Source organism: Rahnella rivi, assembly GCF_019049655.1.
GTDB classification, from domain to species: Bacteria; Pseudomonadota; Gammaproteobacteria; order Enterobacterales; family Enterobacteriaceae; genus Rahnella; species Rahnella rivi.
Map to the genome: position 1 here is coordinate 1 of NZ_JAFMOX010000065.1, position 22,160 is coordinate 22,160.

The 22,160-nt window shown below is 54.8% G+C and carries 19 protein-coding genes and 1 pseudogene; 3 read left to right on the plus strand and 17 right to left on the minus strand.

Annotation, left to right across the window (positions count from 1 at the left end; genetic code table 11):
- The 13 genes and pseudogenes from J1779_RS19235 to J1779_RS19295 all read right to left on the minus strand — a co-directional run.
- A pseudogene (locus tag J1779_RS19235) lies at positions 1-94 on the minus strand (amino acid ABC transporter permease); the annotation flags it as partial.
- Between the two features lie 105 nt (positions 95-199).
- On the minus strand, positions 200-982 hold the full coding sequence (gene argT / locus J1779_RS19240; protein WP_056782177.1) for a lysine/arginine/ornithine ABC transporter substrate-binding protein ArgT: 783 nt from the start codon (positions 980-982) through the stop codon (positions 200-202).
- 323 nt (positions 983-1,305) lie between these two features.
- The gene (locus J1779_RS19245; RefSeq protein WP_122097531.1) at positions 1,306-1,878 is read right to left on the minus strand and encodes a UbiX family flavin prenyltransferase; all 573 of its coding nucleotides are present in this window, start codon (positions 1,876-1,878) and stop codon (positions 1,306-1,308) included.
- A 127-nt stretch (positions 1,879-2,005) separates the two neighbouring features.
- Complete coding sequence (gene purF / locus J1779_RS19250) at positions 2,006-3,523, minus strand: amidophosphoribosyltransferase (protein WP_056782171.1); 1,518 nt, start codon at positions 3,521-3,523, stop codon at positions 2,006-2,008.
- A 30-nt stretch (positions 3,524-3,553) separates the two neighbouring features.
- Positions 3,554-4,045 (minus strand): colicin V production protein, encoded by a 492-nt coding sequence (cvpA, locus tag J1779_RS19255; protein ID WP_034791821.1) that lies wholly within the window; start codon positions 4,043-4,045, stop codon positions 3,554-3,556.
- A gap of 264 nt (positions 4,046-4,309) precedes the next feature.
- Positions 4,310-5,107: a cell division protein DedD gene (gene dedD / locus J1779_RS19260; protein WP_056782168.1), complete on the minus strand. Its 798-nt coding sequence runs from the start codon at positions 5,105-5,107 to the stop codon at positions 4,310-4,312.
- Positions 5,097-6,383 carry a bifunctional tetrahydrofolate synthase/dihydrofolate synthase gene (gene folC / locus J1779_RS19265; protein WP_217204533.1) on the minus strand — a complete coding sequence of 429 codons (1,287 nt, stop codon included), beginning with the start codon at positions 6,381-6,383 and terminating at the stop codon, positions 5,097-5,099. Before folC ends, dedD begins: the two co-directional genes overlap by 11 nt.
- Before the next feature lie 205 nt (positions 6,384-6,588).
- Positions 6,589-7,506 carry an acetyl-CoA carboxylase, carboxyltransferase subunit beta gene (gene accD / locus J1779_RS19270; protein WP_056782162.1) on the minus strand — a complete coding sequence of 306 codons (918 nt, stop codon included), beginning with the start codon at positions 7,504-7,506 and terminating at the stop codon, positions 6,589-6,591.
- A gap of 262 nt (positions 7,507-7,768) precedes the next feature.
- Positions 7,769-8,437, minus strand: a complete 669-nt coding sequence (locus tag J1779_RS19275) for a DedA family protein (protein ID WP_217204534.1) — start codon at positions 8,435-8,437, stop codon at positions 7,769-7,771.
- A 35-nt stretch (positions 8,438-8,472) separates the two neighbouring features.
- Positions 8,473-9,303, minus strand: a complete 831-nt coding sequence (truA, locus tag J1779_RS19280) for a tRNA pseudouridine(38-40) synthase TruA (protein ID WP_056782156.1) — start codon at positions 9,301-9,303, stop codon at positions 8,473-8,475.
- Between the two features lie 2 nt (positions 9,304-9,305).
- Positions 9,306-10,316 (minus strand): aspartate-semialdehyde dehydrogenase, encoded by a 1,011-nt coding sequence (locus tag J1779_RS19285; RefSeq protein WP_056782155.1) that lies wholly within the window; start codon positions 10,314-10,316, stop codon positions 9,306-9,308.
- A 119-nt stretch (positions 10,317-10,435) separates the two neighbouring features.
- Positions 10,436-11,563: a 4-phosphoerythronate dehydrogenase PdxB gene (gene pdxB / locus J1779_RS19290; RefSeq protein ID WP_217204535.1), complete on the minus strand. Its 1,128-nt coding sequence runs from the start codon at positions 11,561-11,563 to the stop codon at positions 10,436-10,438.
- Positions 11,564-11,663: 100 nt separating this feature from the next.
- Positions 11,664-12,473: an AraC family transcriptional regulator gene (locus tag J1779_RS19295; RefSeq protein ID WP_420804213.1), complete on the minus strand. Its 810-nt coding sequence runs from the start codon at positions 12,471-12,473 to the stop codon at positions 11,664-11,666.
- 137 nt (positions 12,474-12,610) lie between these two features.
- On the opposite strand from J1779_RS19295, the gene J1779_RS19300 reads away from it, so the two are divergent.
- Positions 12,611-13,507, plus strand: a complete 897-nt coding sequence (locus J1779_RS19300; protein WP_183847785.1) for a DMT family transporter — start codon at positions 12,611-12,613, stop codon at positions 13,505-13,507.
- Positions 13,508-13,759: 252 nt separating this feature from the next.
- Positions 13,760-14,809, plus strand: a complete 1,050-nt coding sequence (gene flk, locus J1779_RS19305) for a flagella biosynthesis regulator Flk (RefSeq protein WP_122097525.1) — start codon at positions 13,760-13,762, stop codon at positions 14,807-14,809.
- Between the two features lie 36 nt (positions 14,810-14,845).
- Here the strand turns inward: flk and J1779_RS19310 are convergent, their stop codons facing one another.
- Positions 14,846-15,301, minus strand: coding sequence for a rhodanese-like domain-containing protein (locus J1779_RS19310; RefSeq protein WP_183847786.1), 456 nt, complete (start codon positions 15,299-15,301; stop codon positions 14,846-14,848).
- Between J1779_RS19310 and pdxR the strand changes: the two genes are divergently transcribed.
- Positions 15,293-16,927 (plus strand): MocR-like pyridoxine biosynthesis transcription factor PdxR, encoded by a 1,635-nt coding sequence (gene pdxR, locus J1779_RS19315; protein ID WP_238485224.1) that lies wholly within the window; start codon positions 15,293-15,295, stop codon positions 16,925-16,927. The genes J1779_RS19310 and pdxR overlap by 9 nt on opposite strands.
- On the opposite strand, the gene J1779_RS19320 is transcribed toward pdxR, so the two are convergent.
- From J1779_RS19320 to adiC, 3 genes are all read right to left on the minus strand, one after another.
- Positions 16,881-18,008 (minus strand): SLC13 family permease, encoded by a 1,128-nt coding sequence (locus J1779_RS19320; protein WP_217204536.1) that lies wholly within the window; start codon positions 18,006-18,008, stop codon positions 16,881-16,883. The two genes, pdxR and J1779_RS19320, sit on opposite strands and share 47 nt — an antisense overlap.
- Before the next feature lie 191 nt (positions 18,009-18,199).
- The gene (locus J1779_RS19325) at positions 18,200-20,506 is read right to left on the minus strand and encodes an Orn/Lys/Arg family decarboxylase (protein WP_056782141.1); all 2,307 of its coding nucleotides are present in this window, start codon (positions 20,504-20,506) and stop codon (positions 18,200-18,202) included.
- Between the two features lie 49 nt (positions 20,507-20,555).
- Positions 20,556-21,893 carry an arginine/agmatine antiporter gene (adiC, locus tag J1779_RS19330; protein ID WP_056782139.1) on the minus strand — a complete coding sequence of 446 codons (1,338 nt, stop codon included), beginning with the start codon at positions 21,891-21,893 and terminating at the stop codon, positions 20,556-20,558.
- Between the last annotated feature and the right edge of the window lie 267 nt (positions 21,894-22,160).

The following is a 22,160-nucleotide window of genomic DNA, read 5'->3' on the forward strand; positions in this document are numbered from 1 at the left end:
GCCCTATCACCAGCGCTAAAACAACTGACGAAATCGCCAGTTCCAGTGTCACCAACGTGCCCTGGATGATTACCTGGGAATACCCATACAGCATGGTTTTTTCCTGTCTGAAAGGATCCCGGCGCGGCCAGAAAATGGCTCGCGTCAGAACCTCAGGGAGCAGCGCACCGCCCCCTGTGGCACATCACACAGCGCGCAATTAGCCGCCGTATACGTCAAAGTCGAAGTATTTCTTCGCCAGCTTGTCGTAAGTACCGTCTTTACGCATGCTGTCAAACGCCTTGTTCAGCGCGGCTTTCAGATCCGTATCGGTCTTACGCAGACCCATGCCGGTACCCACGCCGAAGAATTTATCGTCTTTAACAGACGGACCCGCGAACGCGTATTCTTTACCTGCAGACTGTTTCAGGAAGCCTTCGCTGCCCGCCACTTCGTCCTGGAACGCGGCATCAAGACGGCCTGAAGCCAGATCCGCATAAATCAGATCCTGGTTCTGGTAGGCCACAACGTTGATGCCTTTTGGCTGCCACATGGCGTTGGCATAGGCTTCTTGGGTGGAACCCTGTAATACACCGACGTTTTTGCCTTTCAGCGCGTCCAGTTCAGGCAGAACTTTAGAGCCTTTAGGCGCGATCAGACGGGCGTTGGCGGCGTACAATTTCTCAGTGAAATCAATTTCCTGCTGGCGTTTTTCAGTGATGGACAATGAGGAAATGATCGCATCAATTTTTTTGGCTTTCAGGGAAGGGATCAGTGCGTCGAAATCACTTTCGACATACGTGCATTTAATTGCAGCGCGTTTACACATTTCATTAGCGAGATCGATATCAAAACCTACCAGCTTGCCGCTGGAATCCTTTGATTCAAATGGGGCATACGTCGGATCAGTACCGATATTAATTGCTTTAGGTGCGGCAGCGAACGCACTACCTGCGCTGGCTAAGACCAAAACCAGCGGAAGAACCTTGAACAACTTTTTCATACATTAGCCTCAGTGATTATTCATCTGTTGTGGTTGCGTGTGCGTGAATGAACGTCTTTTTATAGTTTGCTGAACGATGCAAATGGCTTTTTTGCCAGATTCTCTCATGCACGTTTCGTGCCGTTTCTTAGCGAGGGCAATTTCCCCGTTAAGAGAGTGAAAACCGGTCAAAAAATCATCAGGAATATGAAAGTATTCAGAGGTCTGAGGAAAGGATAGCGTAAGCGCCCGTTAACAATGCACCAGAATGAATCAAATTGTGATCAGCGTTGGTGCATTGTTAGTGAAATGCTAGAAATAAGTGCGTAGAGGGGGGAGAAAACTCAGTGGCTGCCCTGCCATCGAACAAACAGGTCTTCCGGCAGCTCAATATCGAACTGATCGATGACGCGGTTAACGGTCTGATCGATGATATCTTCCACCGACGCAGGGCGATGATAGAACGCCGGAACCGGCGGCATGATGATGGCTCCGAGCTCAGCGGCCTGAGTCATCAGGCGCAGGTGGCCAAGATGCAGCGGCGTTTCGCGGACACAGAGCACCAGACGGCGGCTTTCTTTAAGCACCACGTCTGCCGCGCGGGTCAGTAATCCGTCGGTATAGCTGTTAACAATGCCGGACAAGGTTTTGATCGAACAGGGTAAAATCACCATTCCGGCGGTTTTAAAGGATCCGGAAGAAATACTGGCGGCGATATCGCGGGAATCATGAACCACATCGGCCATGGCCTGCACGTCGCGCAGCGTCAGATCGGTTTCCAGAGTCAGCGTCTGCCGTGCGGCATTACTCATCACCAGATGGGTTTCGACATCCGGTACGCTTTTTAACACCTGCAACAGCCGGACACCGTAAATTGCGCCGCTGGCGCCTGAAATACCGACAATAAGTCGTTTCATGAACACTGCCTTAGAAGAATGAACCCGGACGGTGCTAATACTGACATACATTCAGGCATAAAAAAACGCGCCCGACCTGTGTGTTCACAGGAGGGGCGCGCTTTGTATCATGTCAGCAACGCGCTTATCAGCCTTCGTTGTGCATCTCGAGGTTTTCAGCTTCCTGCTGACCACGTAACGCCTGAGCGTCGTCGTTGCGCAGGGCTTCGAGGTATTCCAGGTAATTCTGGTCAACATCTTTCGTGACGTAAATACCGTCGAATACTGAACACTCAAATTTCTCGATATCGCTGTTGTCTTCTTTCACTGCGGCGATCAAATCGCTCAGGTCCTGGAAGATCAACGCATCGGCACCGATGATTTGGTTGATTTCGCTGACTTCACGGCCATGCGCAATCAGTTCGTTAGCACTTGGCATATCGATGCCGTAGACGTTCGGGAAACGAATTTCCGGTGCCGCTGAAGCCAGATACACACGTCTCGCCCCCGCTTCACGCGCCATCTCAACGATTTGCTGGGACGTGGTGCCGCGCACGATGGAGTCATCCACCAGCAACACGTTCTTATCACGAAACTCAGCGCGGTTAGCATTGAGTTTGCGACGCACAGATTTACGACGTTCCTGCTGACCCGGCATGATAAATGTACGGCCAACATAACGGTTTTTCACAAAACCCTGACGGTACGGTTTATCCAGGATACGCGCGATTTCCAGCGCGATATCACACGAGGTTTCCGGGATAGGGATCACCACGTCGATATCCAGATCTTCCCATTCACGGGCAATCTTCGCGCCCAGCTTTTCACCCATACGAACACGGGCGCTGTAGACGGAAATTTTGTCGATAAACGAGTCAGGACGTGCGAAATAGACGTACTCGAACAGGCACGGATTGTACTGCGGATTCTCAGCACACATGCGGGTGAACAGCTGGCCTTTTTCGGTGATGTACACCGCTTCGCCCGGCGCCACATCACGCAGGAACTCAAAGCCCAGTGTATCTAACGCCACGCTCTCAGACGCCACCATGTACTCATTGCGGCCATCTTCCAGCGTACGTTTGCCGATCACCAGCGGGCGGATGCCGTGCGGGTCACGGAAGGCCAACATGCCGTGGCCGATGATCATCGCCACGCAGGCATAAGCACCACGGATTTTCAGGTTCACCGCCGATACTGCGGCGAAAATGTTGTCAGCTTCGAGCGGATAATGCTGGAAACGATCCAGCTCGCTGGCCAGGATATTCAGCAGGACTTCAGAATCAGAAGTCGTGTTGACATGGCGACGCTGGCCTTCGAACAGATTGCTTCTCAGTTCATGGGCATTGGTCAGGTTACCGTTATGGGCCAGGGTGATGCCGAACGGAGAGTTGACGTAAAAAGGTTGAGCTTCTGAAGCGCTGGAACTGCCAGCCGTTGGGTAGCGAACATGGCCGATGCCCATGTTGCCTTGCAAGCGTTGCATATGGCGGGCTTCGAAAACATCCTTCACCAGGCCATTCGCTTTCCGTAAACGGAAGTTATTATTGGCATCAATGGTGACGATGCCTGCGGCATCCTGCCCACGGTGTTGTAACACCGTTAACGCGTCATAAATCGACTGGTTTACCGGCATGAAACCGGCGATACCGACAATACCGCACATGTTGTCTTTTCCTCTTCAGCGCTGCCAAAACTAAAGATGTTTTGGCAAGAAACTCGACGTGCTCTGCAGGTAGTCAAAGAACCACCTGATGATATAACTGAACTGTGGGATCAACTGGGATTGCTTCCAGTCTTCACTTTGTGAGAAGCCGGTAAAAGTATCCAGGAAGAACAGCATCGCGGAGACAATCAACACCCCGCGCAGCGCGCCGAAGCACACACCTAACACCCTGTCTGTGCCGGACAATCCGGTTCTTTCCACCAGCGAACCAATCACATAGTTGACAATTGCACCTACGATCAACGTCGCGATGAACAAGATGGCAATTGCGATCCCGTTTCGAACTAACTCATCTTCGAAACGCGTGAAGTAGATGGCGAGGTAAGGGTAATAATGACTGGCAACGAAGAAGGCGCAAGCCCAGGTTACCAGTGATAAAGCCTCACGAACAAAGCCACGAATCAAACTGACTAATGCAGAAAATCCGATAACCGCAATGATGACGTAATCAATCCAGACCATTAACTATTCCAGTGTCTAATCCAGTCACGTCTACCCCGGCATCCAAATCGCTGCGAATTCTAACAGAAAAAGAAAACGTTTGCGTAGGGGAAATCTGCCGGTCAGACAAATTAATAATAGCGATTAAAAAAACCTCAATCGCAGCATAACCCTATAAAAACCCAACCTGAGGATCTTATAGAAAAAGGGCACAAATCGCTTGTGCCCTCCCTGGTATTTTTTATGTTTTATCAGTTCCCTCCCCGGCAAAGGGGAGGAGTCACGTCAGTGTGCAGAGTAAGCCCTAACCTGGCCGCCTAATCCGCTGAGCTGTTGCAACTGCGGCAACGAGGCTTCGAGTTTCTGCCTGGAGGCATCCGGCCCGACGTAGAGGCGCGTTATCTGCCCCTGTACCGGCGTTGACGGAACCGTGTAGGCACGGAAACCGGAGAGTCGCAGATTCGCCACGATCTCATTGGCTTTGGCCGCATTTTTCAACGCCCCCAGCTGCACAACATACGACTGCCCCGCTGGCGCTTTTTCTTCCTGCGCCGGCTTCGGCTGTTCTGCGGCTTTCGGTTGCTCTGCCGGTTTAGGCTGTTCAACCGGTTTCTGTTTGACGACAGGCGGTGCTTCGACCATCGGTTTAGGCTCGATCGTCTTAGGCTTCTGAACCACTGGCTTTTGCTCAACCGGTTTCTGCTTCGCAGGTTCGGTACGCGTTGGTTGCACCGTTTTTTTCTGCTCTGGCAGCGTCGTTGCCGGTGGCGTCTCTACCGTGGTATTCCCCGGTGCCACCGCGCCACGATTGGCCGCCGTGGTGTTGGTCGCGGAATTGTCAGATTCCGGTGCGCCATGCATCGACTGATCTGCGCCTTCAGGCGCCTGAGCAGGCAGCGACTGCGTCACCGGCGGTACCGAATCCTGCTCCTCGACATCACCCGCTTTTGGCACCAATGGGATCGACGCAAATTCGTCTTCGTAATGTTTTTTCTTGCCGTCGAGTAATCCGGGCAAAATGATGACGCCCAGCGCCACCAGAATGACCGTACCGACCAGGCGATTTTGAAACTTACTTGCCACTGGTTTTCCCCGTATCTAAAGCATCCATTACGTGAGCGACGGTATGAAACGAACCGCAGACGATCACAATATCCTGAGGAGCCGCCTCCTGCATGGCCTGCTTCCAGGCTGACTCCACATCCGCAAACTGACGCGCCGCGGGCAGATGCGCCGTCAGTTCTTCAGCGCTGGCACCGCGCGGGCCTTCAAGCGGCGCGCAATACCATTCATCCACCTGCGGGGACAGACACGCCAGCGTACCGGCAATATCTTTATCTGACAACATGCCGACGACGGCCCGTACTTTCCCGCCATGGCGTGGCTGTTCAGCCAAACGCCCGGCCAGATAGGCAGCAGCGTGAGGGTTATGCGCCACGTCGAGGATCAGGCGCGGTGATTCGCTCACGGTCTGGAATCGTCCCGGCAGCGCCGCACGCGTCAGACCACTGCGCAACGCCTCAGCCGGGATCTCCAGCGGCGAATAATGCAGGGCTGCCAGTGCCGTCGCCGCGTTGGCTAAGGGAACGTTTGGCAACGGCAAAGCCTCCAGAACAGTGGTTTCCGCCCCTTCCTGCAACGCCGCCCAGCGCCAGCTGTCAGAACCGGCGGTAAAATGCCACTGGCTGTCACGACGGCAGAGATCGGCATTTTTTTCCTGCGCCACATCCGCAATCGACTGTGGCATATCCGGCTCACCGACCACCGCCGGTTTACCCGAACGGAAAATACCGGCCTTTTCGCGGCCAATGCTTTCGCGGTCTGACCCCAGCCAGTCCGTGTGATCCAGCGCGATGCTGGTCACCACGGCAACCGAGGCATCAACAATATTGGTGGCATCCAGACGACCGCCCAGCCCGACTTCGAGGATCACCACATCCAGCTTAGCCTGCTTAAACAGCTGCAAAGCAGATAAAGTGCCGTACTCGAAATAGGTCAGAGAGATATCGCCACGCCCGGCTTCCAGCTGTGCGAAAGAGGCGCAGTGTGCCGCTTCGGGCAACTCGTCGCCCTGAATACGCACGCGCTCGGTGTATCGCACCAGATGAGGAGAACTGTAAACGCCGACACGGTAACCCGCCGCCATCAGAATCGATTCCAGTGTGGCGCAGGTGGTGCCTTTGCCATTGGTACCGGCCACGGTAAAGACCAGCGGCGCAGGTGTCAGTAAATCGAGTTTGGTGGCGACTGCGCTGACGCGGCTAAGGCCGAGTTCAATCGCCTGAGAATGGAGATGTTCGAGATAATAAAGCCACGTGGCCAAAGGCGACGTGGCTTGAGGGATAAGTTGATTTTGCATGAGCCCCGTTCAACCTGCATTAGGTTCACTTCGACACTACATCACCAGACTGTGACAGCAGGCAATGCCCTCTTTTTCAGATACTGCTGAAAGAGTAAAAGCACGGCCTGCCAGTCCTGAGCGATAACAGCTTGACGGCGACAGCTTGGGCGGCACAACGATGAGTGGCCGCCCTGAACAACTGACCGGCTTTTACTCTGATCGATCAGGCATCCTGATGATTGTCAGCGGCAGAACCGTTGACCGCTGCCGGCACCTCAGCCACACGTGGCTCAGGTTGTCCGGTGAGCTTCGCCAGAACGCTGCCCAACTTGGCACGCAGATCCGGGCGACGGACGATCATATCGATCGCGCCTTTCTCAATCAGGAATTCACTGCGCTGGAAACCAGCAGGCAGTTTTTCACGTACGGTCTGCTCGATAACGCGCGGGCCGGCAAAACCAATCAGGGCTTTTGGCTCAGCCACGTTGATATCACCCAGCATCGCCAGGCTGGCAGAAACGCCGCCCATGGTCGGGTCAGTCAGCACAGAAATATACGGCAAGCCGCGTTCCTGCAATTTCGCCAACGCCGCACTGGTTTTCGCCATCTGCATCAGCGACATCAGCGCTTCTTGCATACGTGCGCCGCCACTGGCTGAGAAACACACCAGCGGGCAGTTATCTTCCATGGCCTGTTCAACGGCACGGACGAAACGAGCCCCGACCACTGACGCCATGGAACCGCCCATGAACGCAAACTCAAACGACGCCACCACGATCGGCATACCAAACAGCGTGCCTTTCATAACAACCATCGCGTCTTTTTCGTTGGTTTCTTTTTGTGCAGCAACCAGACGATCTTTGTATTTTTTGGAATCTTTAAACTTCAGAACATCTTTAGGCTCAAGCTCGCTACCTAATTCAACCTCACTGCCCTCGTCCATGAAAGTGGACAGACGCATACGCGCAGACATACGCATATGGTGGTCGCACTTAGGGCAAACCATGAGGTTGCGCTCGAGCTCGGCGCGGTAAAGTACCTGTCCGCAGCTGTCACATTTAGTCCAGACGCCCTCAGGAATGCTTGCCTTACGGGTTTGCGAGTCAGTGCTCTTACTAAGAATTCGTTCAATCCAGCTCATCGATAACCTTTCTGTTTGAACCCGGCCAAAGCCAGTCCGCTGTTCATGCAGTAACAAGTCCCCTGAAACCTACCCAAAAATGTCTGTGTCCGGCGTGATAAAAAACCTCACACGCCGCATCACAGAAGGGTTGTTCGCAGGAACAGACCATAAATTGTCGCTCATTAAACCATAACAGCCAGAGACTGTGGATAAAAAACTGGTGAGTCTGCGGGTTTAATGACCGTCAATATCCTGTTAATTGATAAAAATTGTCACGGGATCACCCCTGATGACGTTTCTCTTTCGCCGCTGCGCGTTTGTGCCGCCAGATTTCAATCACACCCGGCAGGATGGAAACCACAATGATGCCGACGATCAGTAATTTCAGATTTTCCTGAACAATCGGAAGATCGCCGAAAAGGTATCCAGCATAGGTAAACAGCAGCACCCAAACTAACGCACCAATCACGTTATACGCAGCGAAATGACGATAAGACATATGCCCCATGCCCGCGACAAACGGCGCAAATGTCCGGACGATCGGCACGAAGCGCGCCAGAATAATCGTTTTGCCGCCATGTTTCTCGTAAAACTTATGCGTCTTGTCCAAATAACTGCGACGGAAAATCTTCGAATCCGGGTTACTGAACAGACGCTCACCGAACACCCGCCCGATCGTATAGTTCACCGCATCGCCCACAATGGCAGCAATCGCCATCAGGAACACCATCAGATGGACGTTAAGGTCATTGCCCGGCAACGCGGCAAGCGCACCTGCGACAAACAGTAATGAATCGCCCGGCAGGAAAGGTGTCACCACCAGGCCGGTTTCACAGAACAGGATCAGGAACAAAATCCCGTACACCCAGGCGCCATACTGCGCGACCAGCTCCGCTAAATGCACATCAATATGTAGAATAAAATCGATCACAAACTGAATGAAACCCATTTGATTTCCGTCCTTTTTTACACCATCAATGGTTCTTAATCTTCTAAGAACAGCGGCCCCATATTGACCTGGGGTAATGCAAATTTCTCGGGGTAATCCACAGAAACCAGATACAAGCCTTCGGCTTTTCCGGTCGCCGCAGCCAGATTGCGATCTTTCGCCGCCAGCAGCTCTGCCATCCAGCTCACCGGCTGATTCCCCGCACCAATTTCCACCAGACTGCCGACAATATTGCGCACCATATGATGCACAAACGCGTTCGCCTTGATGTCCACCACGACATAATTACCGTGGCGTGTGACATTCAGGTGCACCATGTAGCGCCACGGCGTACGCGACTGACACTGCGACGCGCGAAACGACGTGAAGTCGTTCTCACCCAGCAACGCCTGACCGGCGAGCTGCATTTTTTCCACGTCGAGCGGCATGTGAACGTGCGTCACACCGGTGTGCAAAATCGCCGAACGGTAGCGATGATTGTAGATAACATAACGATAACGGCGGGCAGTGGCGCTGAAACGGGCGTGAAAATCTTCCCCGACGTTGGCACACCAGCGTACCGCAATGTCTTTCGGCAGGTGCGTGTTCACGCCCATTGTCCAGGCCGCATCATTACGCATCACCGGCGTATCGAAATGGACCACCTGACCGGTGGCGCTGACGCCCGCATCGGTGCGCCCTGCGCAAAACACCACAATCGGCGAATCGGCCACACGGCTCAGTGATTTCTCCAGACATTCCTGAACGCTGGCGGCTCCCTGCTGACGCTGCCAGCCGAAATATGCGCTGCCGTTGTACTCAATACCTAACGCAATGCGCCCCACTACCGGGGCTGCACTGACGTCAGAAATAACCTCGTCGGACATAATCAGTACCAGTACTCATTGATCAGTTTTTCTGCGGTTTCCACCGCCATCAGGGCACCGCCGAAACGCACGTTATCCGCCACTGACCAGAATTGCAGTAATTCAGGCACGCCGTAGTCATTACGCAGACAGCCAATGCTCAGATTGGCATTGCCGGACGCATCACTGACCTGGGTCGGGAAATCGTCTTCATCGCTCAGGGAAATATCGTCGATACGTTCAAGTTCCGCGCGTGCTTCGTCTGCAGAGAGCGGGCGCAAACCTTCCAGATGCACTACCTGCGCGTGACCGTAAAACACCGGCGATTGCACGCAGCTGACAGAAATTGGCAAACCGTCGTCCTGCAAGACCTTACGCACCTGATCCACCAGACGACGTTCCTGCAACACGCTGCCCTCTGCATCACTCACCAGCGGCAACAGGTTAAACGCCAGTTGCTTACTGAAGATCCCTTCCTCTGCCGGAATACCGTTCAGCAGGCGCGCACTTTGCCCGGCTAAATCATCCACCGCCGCTTTACCCAGCGCAGACACGGAGAGCAGTGACGTCACATGCAGACGCGATAAACCGGCCTGTTCGGTCAGCGGTTTGATGGCGGTCAGCAACTGACTGGTCAGGCTGTCAGCCACGGCCACAATATTACGGTTACGGTAATGGGACAGCGCGTCCGGGTTCACGCCCGGCACCACCAGAGGAATGTCGTTTTCCAGCGAGAACAGGCCGCTGCTGTCGATAACCAGACATCCCTGATTCGCCGCTTCTTCAGCGTACAGTGCCGAGGCTTCGCTGCCCGCGACAAAAAACGCCAGCTGAACCTGCGACCAGTCGAATTCAGACGCCAGCTGCACGCGCAGGCTTTTGCCATTGAAACGCACGGTCTGACCGGCGCTGCGCTCACTGGCCAGCGGGAAGAGCTCACCAACCGGGAACTGACGTTCAGCCAATAATTCCAGTAACGCATCACCGACTGCGCCCGTTGCGCCAAGCAGCGCAATATTCCAGCCATCAGACATGTTGGTTTTCTCCAGAAATAAAAGTGCAAAATACAAAGGGGCGATGAATGATCACCGCCCTGCTTTCGAAATCGTTATCAGATTACTGTATGTGAAAAAGCTTAAGGCCGCGTTAAGCCTCAGCCCATCTGAGTGGTAAAGCCCAGCTTTTTCAGCATCTCCGCGGTGGCCGGATCGTCACATATCACCCGTAAAGATGACCACTCGCGACGCTCTTCATAGAACTTACGCAGTTTGTCGAATTCACCTGCTTTTCCGGCGACACGGCGCAAAGGCCGGTCATCGCGGCGCACATCATACACTAAGTGAATAAGACGCAGCAGTTTGGCTTCACTCAGTGCACCGCGTAGCGTGACTTCAGCAAATTCTGGCGGCGGTAACAGCGAGGCCAGCGCCACGGTTTGCGGCTGACCGATAAACTGACTGAATGCCTCAAACACCTGGGTGGTGCCGCGCGCCTTGCCTTCCAGGCTGTAGCCTGCGATATGTGCCGTGCCGATAGCCACTTTTTCAAGCAGCGCCAGCGATAAATCAGGCTCCGGCTCCCAGACGTCGAGCACGGCGGTCAGCTTTTTCGTGCCGTTCAGCGCATCGAGCAGCGCGGCGTTATCCACCACTTCACCACGACAGGCGTTGATCAAAATACGGTCAGCCGGCAGGCGCGCCAGCAGATCGGCATCCACCAGATGATGGGTCGCGTAAGGGCCGGACGGGTTGAGCGGCGTGTGGAAGGTCAGAATATCGGCGTCGGTGACCAGTTTTTCCAGCGGCCAGAATTCCCCTTCATCACCGCGATCGGCACGCGGGGGGTCGCATAACAGGGTGCGGACACCCAGCGCTTCCAGACGGGCATTGAGGCGTGAACCGACGTTACCCACGCCGATAATCCCGACGGTTTTATCGCGCAGCTGGAAACCATCGCGCTCTGCGAGGATCAGCAGTGAGGAGAACACATATTCAACCACCGCAATGGCATTACAGCCCGGAGCGGCTGAGAAACCGATGCCCTGCGCAGCCAGCCAGGCATCATCAACGTGATCGGTCCCCGCTGTGGCTGTACCGACAAATTTCACCGGTTTGCCCGTCAGTAAACTTTCGTTCACCTTGGTCACCGAACGCACCATCAGCGCATCGGCATCGTTGAGCGCATCCTGCGGAACAGGACGGCCGGGAACAGCCTGCACAGTGCCCAGCCGGCTGAACAGCTCAACGGCATACGGCATATTTTCATCAACCAGGATTTTCACGTTTGACTCCGGCAACACGGCCTAAAGAAAGAATAGAAAATAAAGAAGACAGGGATTTTGCCACGTTCGTGGCGTTGATCCCAACTTTCAGGGCACAACTTTACCTGTCGTTACGAAAACGCTGCGGGGTGGTGCCGGAAATTTGCTGGAACATGGTGATGAACGCCGAAGACGAGCTGTATCCCACATCGTGAGCGACGTCCTGCACATTTTTTCCCTGCTCAAGTAACGAGATAGCATGTAAAAAACGCAGCCGCTGACGCCATTGGGCAAAACTCATCCCCAGTTCCTGCTGGCAGCGGCGCGACAGCGTCCGTTCGGTGGTGTAAATCTTTGCCGCCCATTGCGCCAGCGGCGTGCTGTCAGCCGGATTCTTTTCCAGTGCGCTCAACACCTGCGACAACAATTTGTCTTCCGACGTCGGCAGATAGGTGTTTTGCCGGGGTGCCAGGCTGATTTGATCCAGCAACACGCGGCACATACGCAGGTCTGTCTCCGTCTCCGGTTCCGTCAGTTTTCGCGAAAAACAGTCATCGGCAATCGCATTAAAAATCGCGGTGGGCGTTAACAAACAGGGCGCAGACGGCAGATTTTGGTCCAGTTCGGGAGCGATATCGATGGCGCAAAACCGCGTCGTTTTGCGGTTATAACTCGAGTGCTCGGTGCCCGCCGGTAACCAGATGGCAAATTCGCGCGGCGCCAGATAGCGCTGCCCGCCCACCAGCATGGCAAGCACACCGGATTTGACGCAGATAATCTGGCTCCACGGATGCGAATGGCGCACATACTCCGAGTTGCCTGCCACGACTTCGCCGCGAAACAGCAGCGTGGTCGGCATTTTCTCCGGCAACGGCGGATAGTAACGTGGAGGAGGTGATGTGCGCTGAGCCGTGCCGCGTGGTGATGCCATAAAAGCCTTTTGTCTGTGACGGAAATCCCGCGCCATCAGGTTGTCTGAATTACGTGAAGGGTTGTCTGATTATCGTTATATATAACAAATAAGACAATCGTACACTGGCGCAACGATTTACTTAGGGATGATTTGCCATGAATGTACTTTTTCCGCTGATGGCCGTGTTGATCTGGTCACTCAATGCCGTGGTCAGCAAGGCTTCCGCGACCGCCATTGATCCTGCTGCCATTTCTTTTTACCGCTGGCTGCTGGCGCTGCTGACACTGACACCTTTTGTCTTGCCCGGCCTGCTGCGTAACTTTCAGGCGGTGAAACAATACTGGTGGAAACTGCTGATCCTCGGTCTGCTGGGGATGGTGCTTTATCAAAGCCTGGCCTATTACGCCGCACATAGCGTCAGTGCGTTGTTCATGGGGATACTGAACTCGCTGATCCCGCTGCTGACCGTGGTGATCAGCCTGTTCCTGCTGAGCGTGGTGCCCACTGTCGGTATCGCGCTGGGCTGCATCATTTCTTTCGCCGGTCTGGTGTGGCTGGTCAGTGCGGGCGATCCGGCGCAACTGCTGCAACATGGGATTGGCAAAGGCGAGCTGATGATGTTTTGCGCCTCCGCGGCCTACGCGCTGTATGGCGTGCTGACCAAACGCTGGGCGATCCCGCTGCCTAACTGGCAGTCACTGTATGCGCAGATTATTTTTGGCGTATTACTGCTGCTGCCCAACTTCCTGCTGGCAAACGACGTCAGCCTGACGGTGCACAACATTCCGCTGGTGCTTTTTGCGGGGATTCCGGCCTCGATCATTGCGCCCTTTTTGTGGATCCAGGGCGTTATCCGCCTCGGTGCCAACAAAGCGTCCATTTTCATGAACCTGTCGCCGATTTTCACCGCCATTATCGCGGTGCTGTTCCTGCATGAGCATTTGCAGAGTTACCACATTATCGGCGGCGGCATTACGCTGGCCGGGGTGGTGATCGCCCAGCGGCTGCGCAAACCGCTGTTTGGCGGCGCCTGCCCTCCCGCAGAGAAATAACGCCACTGAACGTCACTGCTCTGCGCGAAAATCAGCAGAGCAGTGACTGATTTTTCGCTTTCGCGCCACGCCAGACGTTTTTAACGCCCGTTTTGATAAATAATATTTCTAAGAATAGTCATCAGCCTGCCATTCACGGTGTCGATTAATAAACTTTGCAGGTATGATGAGGCGCTTCTGCGCTCTTGCGCCGCGCTTTGACTTTTCTTCCAGGTTCAGGCGACGTTTTAATTTCCAGCGAAGGACGGTGATATGCAACCTTTGAGCGGCCCGGGCATGCCGGTTGGCGACAACAGAACACAGCCTCAGGGTCAGACCGTTCCTGCTCAATCGGGTGGCGAACTGCCATTAACCCCGGCGCAGCGAACCACGCTGGAAAAGCTGATCGTAAAGCTGATGGCGCTGACGCCGATTAAATCTGCGGAGATCTGGGCCAACCTGCGCCACGACCTCGCTTTACCGCACGACGCAGAGATCACCTCGTCGCAATTTCCCCAGGCGCAGACGCTGCTGCAGGGAAAACTGACGCAGGCACAGGACAGCCACGCTTCGCGCCAGCTGATGCTGCAACTGACCGAGCTGCTGCCGCAGGGCAACAATCGTCAGGCGGTCAGCGATTTCATCCGTCAAAGTTTTGGCCACACCGTGCTCAGCCAGCTGACCCATCCGCAGTTGCAACAGGTGCTGGATCTCATTCAGACACGCCAGATGAATATTCCGCAGCCGCAGCAAACACCGGTCACCGATCGTCCCTTGCTGCCTGCCGAACACAATAACCTGCAACAACTGGTCACCCGTCTCAGTGCGGCCACCGGTGAAGCGCCGGTGAAAGTGTGGCAGGAGCTGTTCAATCTGGTGGGCGTCAAAGTCGGCGATGCCATACCGGCGAAACACTTCCAGCTGCTGAGCCAGTTTATGCAGGTGAAAGCCTCACTGAGCCAGCAAACAACGCCACCGACGCTGACGACCCTGCTGAGCGTGCTTAAACAACCCGCCACAACGCAGGAAATTCGCCAGCTCACCGAATACGTGGAAAACCGCTTCAACGCGACGTTATCATCGCCCCTCACGCCGGTGCAGGTGAATGACCTGATTGGCGTACTGTTCAGCCAGCGCGTGGATCGCACGCCGCGCAGTGAAGAGATTGATGATCACTTCACTACCACGACGCGTACCGATCCCCAGCCGATCATGAATCCGCTTGTTGCGATGTTGCCGCCTTCCATGCAGGCGCTCGGCGGCAAGCCGCTGCTGTTTATCGCCTTTGTGGTGATTGTGCTTTTACTCTGGGCACTGTTTTAAGCCCGCTTCGCTCCTGAACCTGCAAAGGTTCATCACTCAGGCACAGCCACAATCTTGCGGGGCGACGTGACGGGAATAGTCTCCCCGTTCCTCGCCCGTTGCCAGCGGATGCCGGTCGCGGATCCAGAAATCCAGCCCGCCAATCATCTCTTTTACCCGAAATCCGAGCTTAGCCAGCTTGTATGCGCCCTGTGTAGAACCGTTACAGCCAATCCCGTCACAATAAGTCACATACACCACCTCTTTACTGAGGGCAGCCGTGCTCTCAGCGGTCATCAGTTTATGTGGAAAACTCACCGCCCCCGGCACGTGCCCGCGTACATAATATTCAGCAGAACGGGTATCAATAACCACAATACCGGTGACGCCATTTTGCAAATCTGCGGCCACATCGGCTGCGTCGGTGTAAAAACTCAGTTTTGACAGCAAATATGCAGCGCTGACTTCCGGTGACGGTGGCTCAAAAGCCAGAACATACGATGAATGCGACATATCTTCTCCTGTGAGATTTTCTTTGTTGAAAGCCGTTCCATCATCACCAATTTTGGTCTTATTATTGATGCCAATTTCAGCCATATGATAAGACCCATTATGCCCAAAACGGATCGGCCTTCCGCCTTGATCACTTTGTTCGGAGATACCGCTGAGCGGGGTCAGGCAGCGCCTGCCGGGCTGCGCGACCGCCTGTGTGCCGCACTGCGCAGCGCCATTCACAGCGGTGCGCTGATTGCCGGGGAGAGATTACCGTCATCCCGCCTGCTGGCCGCTGATCTGAACCTGTCCCGCATCACCGTGGAAGCGGCGTATGCCCAGACAGAAGCGGAAGGTTATCTGTATCGCCAAACGGGAAAAGGCACCTTTGTCAGCGCATCCCTTCCCCGCCCCGCAGCACCGCGCAAACAGGCCATAATTGCCGTAAGCCCCCCGAGACTGTCAGCACGTGGACAAACCATTTTGGCAACCGGCGGGTGCCGCGATCCGCAATTCCCGCTGGCTTTTGCCGCCGGTTCGCCCGATCTGCGCGCATTCCCGCTCAAAACCTGGAAACAGCTGACCGCCAGGCAATTGCGCGTTCACGGCGAGCGTCTGCTGGGTTATGGCGATCCGCAGGGCTATTTACCCTTACGCGAAGCCATCGCCAGCTATCTGCAACAATCGCGCGGCGTGGTGTGTTCGGCAGAACAGATCCTGATCACCACCAGTTCGCAGCAGGCGCTGCAATTACTGGCGATGCTGCTTATCGATCCGGCCGATTGTGTCTGGCTGGAACAGCCCGGTTATCCGGGTGCGCGCAACGCGTTTGCCAGTGCGGGTGCGGATATTTGTGCCGTTGCGGTTGACGGTGAAGGGATCGCGCCGGCGGCGAATTTACCCGTGCCGCGCCTGATGTATCTGACGCCGTCACACCATTACCCGACCGGCGTCAGCCTGAGTTTGCCGCGCCGCCTGCATCTGCTTGACTACGCAAAGCGTCACGGCAGCTGGATCATTGAGGACGACTACGACAGCGAGCTGCATTACGACGGACGCCCTCTTCCGGCCATGCAGGGGCTGGATAAATATCAGCAGGTCATTTATCTCGGCACGTTTTCGAAGGTTTTATTCCCTTCTTTGCGGCTGGCCTACGCCGTGCTGCCGCCAGCTCTCGTCGGGCCAATGGTCACGATGCGCACGGTGAATGACGGACACTCTTCACAGCTGATGCAGGCGGTGACCGCTGAATTCATGCAAACGGGGCATTTCGCCGCCCACCTGCGTTTTTCCCGCCAGCTGTACCACAGCCGTCGTGATCATCTGCTTGAACACATTAAGCAAAAAATCAGCTGGCTGACACCGCAGGTTGCCGCTGGCGGTTTACAGCTTGCTGCCCGCCTTCCTGCCGGTCAGGAGTCACACCTGAGTAAGCTTGCTGCACACGCCGGGGTGGAAACACCCCGCTTATCGCCGTTATTTCTGGATGTGCCAGGCTCTGCCGCCCGGCATCAGGACGGCTGGTTGCTGGGATTCTCCGCACTGACGCCTGCGGAAATCACGGCAGCCGTCAACCGGCTGGCGTCAATCAACGTTGCCGTTACTTCGCCAGCAGCGGCAGCAGCCACCACCCCGCCAGCCCGCTGAACAGCAGGAACGGGAAAGAGTAGTAATGAAATTTGAGCCAGATCTTTTTGTCATTCGCCATACGCAGGGCAATCAGATTGGCAAGCGAACCTATTGCCAGCCCGAAGCCCCCCGCGTTAACGGCGTAGGCCAGCAGCGGGCCGGACGGCAGATAGTTGATCATCAGGATCGTCGCAGGCACGTTGCTGATCACCTGTGAAAGCCCGATGCTCAGCAGGTAATGTCCGTAATCGGGCAAACTGTGGATGTGGGTAAACGCGGGCTGCAAAGCATTCAGCCCGACCAGCAAACGCACATCAATAAACATCACGATAAACACCAGAATCAGCGGCCAGTCGATACGCAGCAAAACGTTGCGTGCCAGCAACAGGAAGCACGCAATCACGGCCAGTAAACCGTAAAGTGCCAGCCCCAGATCCACACAGGCGATGAACACCACATACAGCACTGCGCAGCTGAAAAGCAGCCGTTTACGGAAAGGATATCCCTGATTACTTTCAAGCTTTTTCAGGCTGTGCGACGGAAAACAAAACCACGTCACCAGCAACAATGCAGCCAGCGTCACCAGCGCCAGCGGCGCCATCTGCCCGATAAAATGCAAAAATGACTGCCCGGACTTATTCCACAACAGGATGTTTTGCGGATTGCCGATAGGCGTGAGCAGGGATCCGGCATTCACCGCCAGCGCTTCGAAAATGATCAGCCGGGTCACCGGCAGCGATGTCAGTTTTTTTAACGTAATCGTCAGCGGTATCACGATGAACAGCGCAACGTCATTGGTCATAAACGTTGAAAGCACCGCCGCGGCCATCACCAGAAACAGGGCCAGCCACCGCTCATTGTCGATGGCGTTAATCATCTTACGGCCCACAAAATCAAAATAGCCGCTGACCTCCACGCCTTTGGTCAGCATCAGTAAACCGAGCAACGTGACGATGGTGTTCCAGTCAACAAACTGCGGAAACTGAGTGATTTTCTCCGGCTGGAACACGGTCAGAATGACGCCAAGCAGAATTAACAGATGCAAAAATCTGTCACGTAAAAAAGGTTTAACGACTGTGCAGAACGCTGCTATCAACATGGTTATTCTTCGCTGAACAAGATGCGCTGACGTTACCCGAAGAAATTCTCTCCTGCCAGCGCAAAAATGATTTCTCCGGGATGTCGCGCAAAAAAAACGAGGCTCATACAGAGCCTCGTCATCGGGTTGCGGCGTATCCCGCAATGCTTTTATCTCATACCACTTTCCGCTTGCCGGTGAAAAAACAGACGCTACTCTTTCAGCACCCAGATGTGGTACTGGCCGTCTTTGAACTCTGCCCCTTCGAGTTCTTTTTCGAAGCCGGGGAATTTCTCGCCCCATTGCGCGATGCTGCGAATATAACTCAGCCACGGGTCGTTTTTGGCACCGAAACTTTCACCCGGCATGACGATAGGGATCCCCGGTGGATAAGGGATCACGCCGACCGCGGAGACGCGACCGGCCAGCTTGTCGAGGGTCAGATGCTCACAGCGCCCGGCCATATGGTCCTGAAACGCAGCGCGCGGCAGTTTGACCGGTGTCGGGATCTTGCCGAAAGCGTCGGACTGCAGTTTGTCCATCTGGCTGGTTTTCATGTAGGCGAACATCTCGTCGCAGAGATCTTTCAGCCCCATACCGGCATAGCGCGCGGCGTTGGAGGAGGCCAGATCCGGCAGGCACAGCGTCAGCGGGCTGTTGTCGTCGTAATGCTGTTTGAACTCCAGCAGAACGTTGATCAGTGTGCCCCACTTGCCTTTGGTCACGCCGACCGAAAACAGACACAGCACCATAAAATCGGTGGTGCGCGAAGGGACAATGCCGTGCTGAGAAAGGAATGCCGTCACCATCGCCGCAGGAATGCCGTTTTCCAGCATCTTGCCGTCGTCACCCATGCCCGGCGCCAGAATACCGGCTTTGATCGGGTCGAGCATGCACCAGTCGTCGTCGAGCTGATCAAAACCGTGCCAGCTTTCGCCCGGTCTGAGCACCCAGCAAGACGGGTCTGTCGTCAGTTGTTCTTTGGAGGCATTAATGAACGGAATTTTTTTACCGGTTTTCACATCCAGCACGTCTGGCGCATTCCACGGCGAGAAGAACCATTCGCCCTGAGCGGAGAACGCTGCATGAACTTTTGCCAGCGCCATGCGGAAATCGACCGCTTCGTTGATCACTTCCTGAGTCAGCGATTCGCCCTGCTTTCCGTCCATCATCGCCGCGCCCACTTCATTGGCGGCAATAATGGCGTACAACGGCGACGTGGTGGCCTGCAACATGTAGGACTCGTTGAAGCGCGAATGCTCCACCGGTTTTTTACCGTTACGGATGTGGATGTAAGAAGCCTGAGAAAGTGCGGCCAGCAGTTTGTGGGTGGAGTGCGTGGCGAAAACCGTCGGGCCTTCAGGGTCATGATCGGCCGGATTACCGCGCATGGCGTAACGATCGCGGTAGAACGGATTAAAGCGTGCATAGGCATACCAGGCTTCATCGAAGTGAATATTATCGACGCTCTTCGCCAGTAAATCCTGCGCCTGTTTGGCGTTGTAGCACATGCCGTCGTAAGTACAGTTGGTGACGACGGCATAAACCGGTTTCGGATCTGAGGCGAGTTTTTTCAGCGGATGTTCATCCATTTTCTGCTGGATGGACTCGGCCATAAACTGCGATTTGGGGATCGGCCCGATGATGCCAAAGCGGTTGCGCGTCGGGATGAAAAAGACCGGTATACCGCCGGTCATTACCAGCCCCTGCTCGATCGACTTATGGCAGTTACGGTCACACAGCGCGAACTGACCATCGCCTACCACCGCCGTCATGATCGCGCGGTTAGAGCCCGATGTGCCGTTAAGCACCGAGTAACTCTGGTGCGAGCCGAAGACCCGTGCGGCGTAGGTTTCAGATTCTTTAATCGGACCGCTGTGATCGAGTAACGAACCCAGCGCACCGCGCTCGATACCGGTATCGGTGCGGAACAGGTTTTCACCAAAGAAATCGAGAAACTCGCGCCCTACCGCTGTTTTGGTAAAGGCGACACCGCCCTGATGACCGGGTGCCGCCCACGAATATTCCGGAGAATATTTGGTGTAGTGAAACAATGCTTTGGTGAACGGCGGCAACAGCTGGTCATAATATTTATCGATCAGGGCAACGGAGCGCGCCGCGATAAACTCTGCGGTGTCCTCGTGCATCCACACAAATTCGTTGACCATTTTCATGGTGTCGAGGGTCAGGGTGTCGATACAGGAGTGCTCTGCCATCAGCAGCACCGGCACGCCTTTGTTGCGGCGGCGGATCTCCTGCAGCAGCGCAAACGCCTGACTGTGCGAAACATCGTCGTTGCCGCCGGAGGTCCAGTCGACAAACACGCAGCAGATAGAGGCATCAGACGTGATGGTCGCGATGCCGTCTTCAAAGGTGACGGCGGGGATCACCGTCAGGTTGGTGTCTTCCAGCGCTTCGATAAGTTCGCGCACGGCGCGACCGTTTGCGGTATTAACCTCGGAAATATTGCTGTCAACCACCAGCACTTTACGTTTTTTATGGCGACTTAAATCGATCATAACCTTTCCTTTCCTCTTGAATTTCAAAATGTCAGGGAGCTAAAAACGGTCAGTCCAGTTCAAGCGGTTTGCCCAACGGATACGGGTTTTTATGACGACGGTTATAGTTGAAGCTGTACAGCGCGGTAATCACCATCAGCGCGATGAATGACCACATCACCTCTTCCGCGCCGGAGCCGACCACGGCCCATACGCAATACACAAAGGCGATCAGCGTAATAAAGCTGTACATTCCGGTGCGGTTGCCCAGATGACCATGCCCGACCAGCATCAGCGCGGCGCAGGTATACAGATACGGCACTAAGGTGAAAATGACGGAAACCGAGGAAACCAGGGCGAACTGTTCCGTGGCATCCGGAGAAATGGTCGATACCTGGAAGATAGTCATCAGGATACCGAGCACGATAAGACCTTTGACCGGCACCCCCTCTTTGTTGACCTTGGCAAATATCGGCGGGAACAATCCGTCATCGGCGGCGGCTTTTGCGGTCTGGCTGGCAAGTAACGTCCAGCCACCGAGTGAGCCCAGACACCCCGCAGCGGCGCAGAAGGTGACGATGGCCCCTGCCGTTTCGCCCATTGCCATCCTTGCGGCATCACCGAACGGCGACGTGGAGAGGCGCAGCGCCGCATTCGGGATCATGCCCATGATCGCGGTGGTCGAGAGCACGTAACAGACCGCAGCAATCAGCACGCCGCCGATGGTGGCAATCGGCACGTTGCGTTTCGGGTTTTTCACCACCGCCGCCGCGACCGAGGCGCTTTCTACGCCGATAAATGACCACAACGTCACACTCAGGGTGCTTTGAATCGCGCCAAAGGTGCTTTTTCCACTGACGTTCCAGGCCTCCATGTAAGTATCACTTTTGAACCAGAACCAGCCAAAAATGGCGATCGCCAGAATCGGGATCAGCGCCAGCACCGTCGCGACGGCCTGAACACGGGTGATCATCTTCGCACCGACAATGTTGAGAATGACGAACAACCACAGCACGGCAACGCAGGTGAAGGTCAGAACCAGCGGCTCTTTTAAAATAGGGAAGAAGTAGCTGAGATAACCAACGCCGATCACCACCATCGCGATGTTACCGACCCAGCACGCCAGCCAGTAAAGCAGGTTGGTTTGATAACCCAGATAGGGGCCAAATGCCCTGCGCGCATAGGCGTAGGAGCCCCCTGCACTGTCATCAAGCGATGACATTTTGGCGTACACCATCGACAGCGCCAGCGCGCCAATAATCGTCACCAGCCAGCCATATATCGCTACCCCGCCAGTGGACGCCAGGTTGGCCGGCAGGAGGAAAACTCCCGAGCCCATGATATTCCCGGACACCATCAGGGTGACCGGAATTAACCCCACTTTGTGATCATCTGATTCAATAGCCATGAACAAACCCCTACATAAAGTAATGCATTAATTTACAAAGGAAATATTGAATAAAACAAAGACATTCTTCGGACTTTTCTGATGCAAGAATAAGACTAGTAGAGTTTTTGGCGGGCGTAATAAATAGCGCGATAATTTAAATAAATGGTTAATTATCACAAATATAAAAATCAGTTTTATCAGTGTGATATATGAAAATGAAAAAATAAGATTCAGAGGAAGGAGAGTAATGCCGGTGGTGCATCGCATCAGCACCACCGGAAATTT

Coding starts and splice junctions, on each gene's coding strand:
- argT (WP_056782177.1), bottom strand. CDS start 982: ATGAAAAAGTTGTTCAAGGTTCTTCCGCTGGTTTTGGTCTTAGCCAGC.
- J1779_RS19245 (WP_122097531.1), bottom strand. CDS start 1,878: ATGAAACGACTTATTGTCGGTATTTCAGGCGCCAGCGGCGCAATTTAC.
- purF (WP_056782171.1), bottom strand. CDS start 3,523: ATGTGCGGTATTGTCGGTATCGCCGGTTTCATGCCGGTAAACCAGTCG.
- cvpA (WP_034791821.1), bottom strand. CDS start 4,045: ATGGTCTGGATTGATTACGTCATCATTGCGGTTATCGGATTTTCTGCA.
- folC (WP_217204533.1), bottom strand. CDS start 6,383: ATGCAAAATCAACTTATCCCTCAAGCCACGTCGCCTTTGGCCACGTGG.
- accD (WP_056782162.1), bottom strand. CDS start 7,506: ATGAGCTGGATTGAACGAATTCTTAGTAAGAGCACTGACTCGCAAACC.
- J1779_RS19275 (WP_217204534.1), bottom strand. CDS start 8,437: ATGGGTTTCATTCAGTTTGTGATCGATTTTATTCTACATATTGATGTG.
- truA (WP_056782156.1), bottom strand. CDS start 9,303: ATGTCCGACGAGGTTATTTCTGACGTCAGTGCAGCCCCGGTAGTGGGG.
- J1779_RS19285 (WP_056782155.1), bottom strand. CDS start 10,316: ATGTCTGATGGCTGGAATATTGCGCTGCTTGGCGCAACGGGCGCAGTC.
- J1779_RS19295 (WP_420804213.1), bottom strand. CDS start 12,473: ATGGCATCACCACGCGGCACGGCTCAGCGCACATCACCTCCTCCACGT.
- J1779_RS19300 (WP_183847785.1), top strand. CDS start 12,611: ATGAATGTACTTTTTCCGCTGATGGCCGTGTTGATCTGGTCACTCAAT.
- flk (WP_122097525.1), top strand. CDS start 13,760: ATGCAACCTTTGAGCGGCCCGGGCATGCCGGTTGGCGACAACAGAACA.
- pdxR (WP_238485224.1), top strand. CDS start 15,293: ATGCGACATATCTTCTCCTGTGAGATTTTCTTTGTTGAAAGCCGTTCC.
- J1779_RS19310 (WP_183847786.1), bottom strand. CDS start 15,301: ATGTCGCATTCATCGTATGTTCTGGCTTTTGAGCCACCGTCACCGGAA.
- J1779_RS19320 (WP_217204536.1), bottom strand. CDS start 18,008: ATGTTGATAGCAGCGTTCTGCACAGTCGTTAAACCTTTTTTACGTGAC.
- J1779_RS19325 (WP_056782141.1), bottom strand. CDS start 20,506: ATGATCGATTTAAGTCGCCATAAAAAACGTAAAGTGCTGGTGGTTGAC.
- adiC (WP_056782139.1), bottom strand. CDS start 21,893: ATGGCTATTGAATCAGATGATCACAAAGTGGGGTTAATTCCGGTCACC.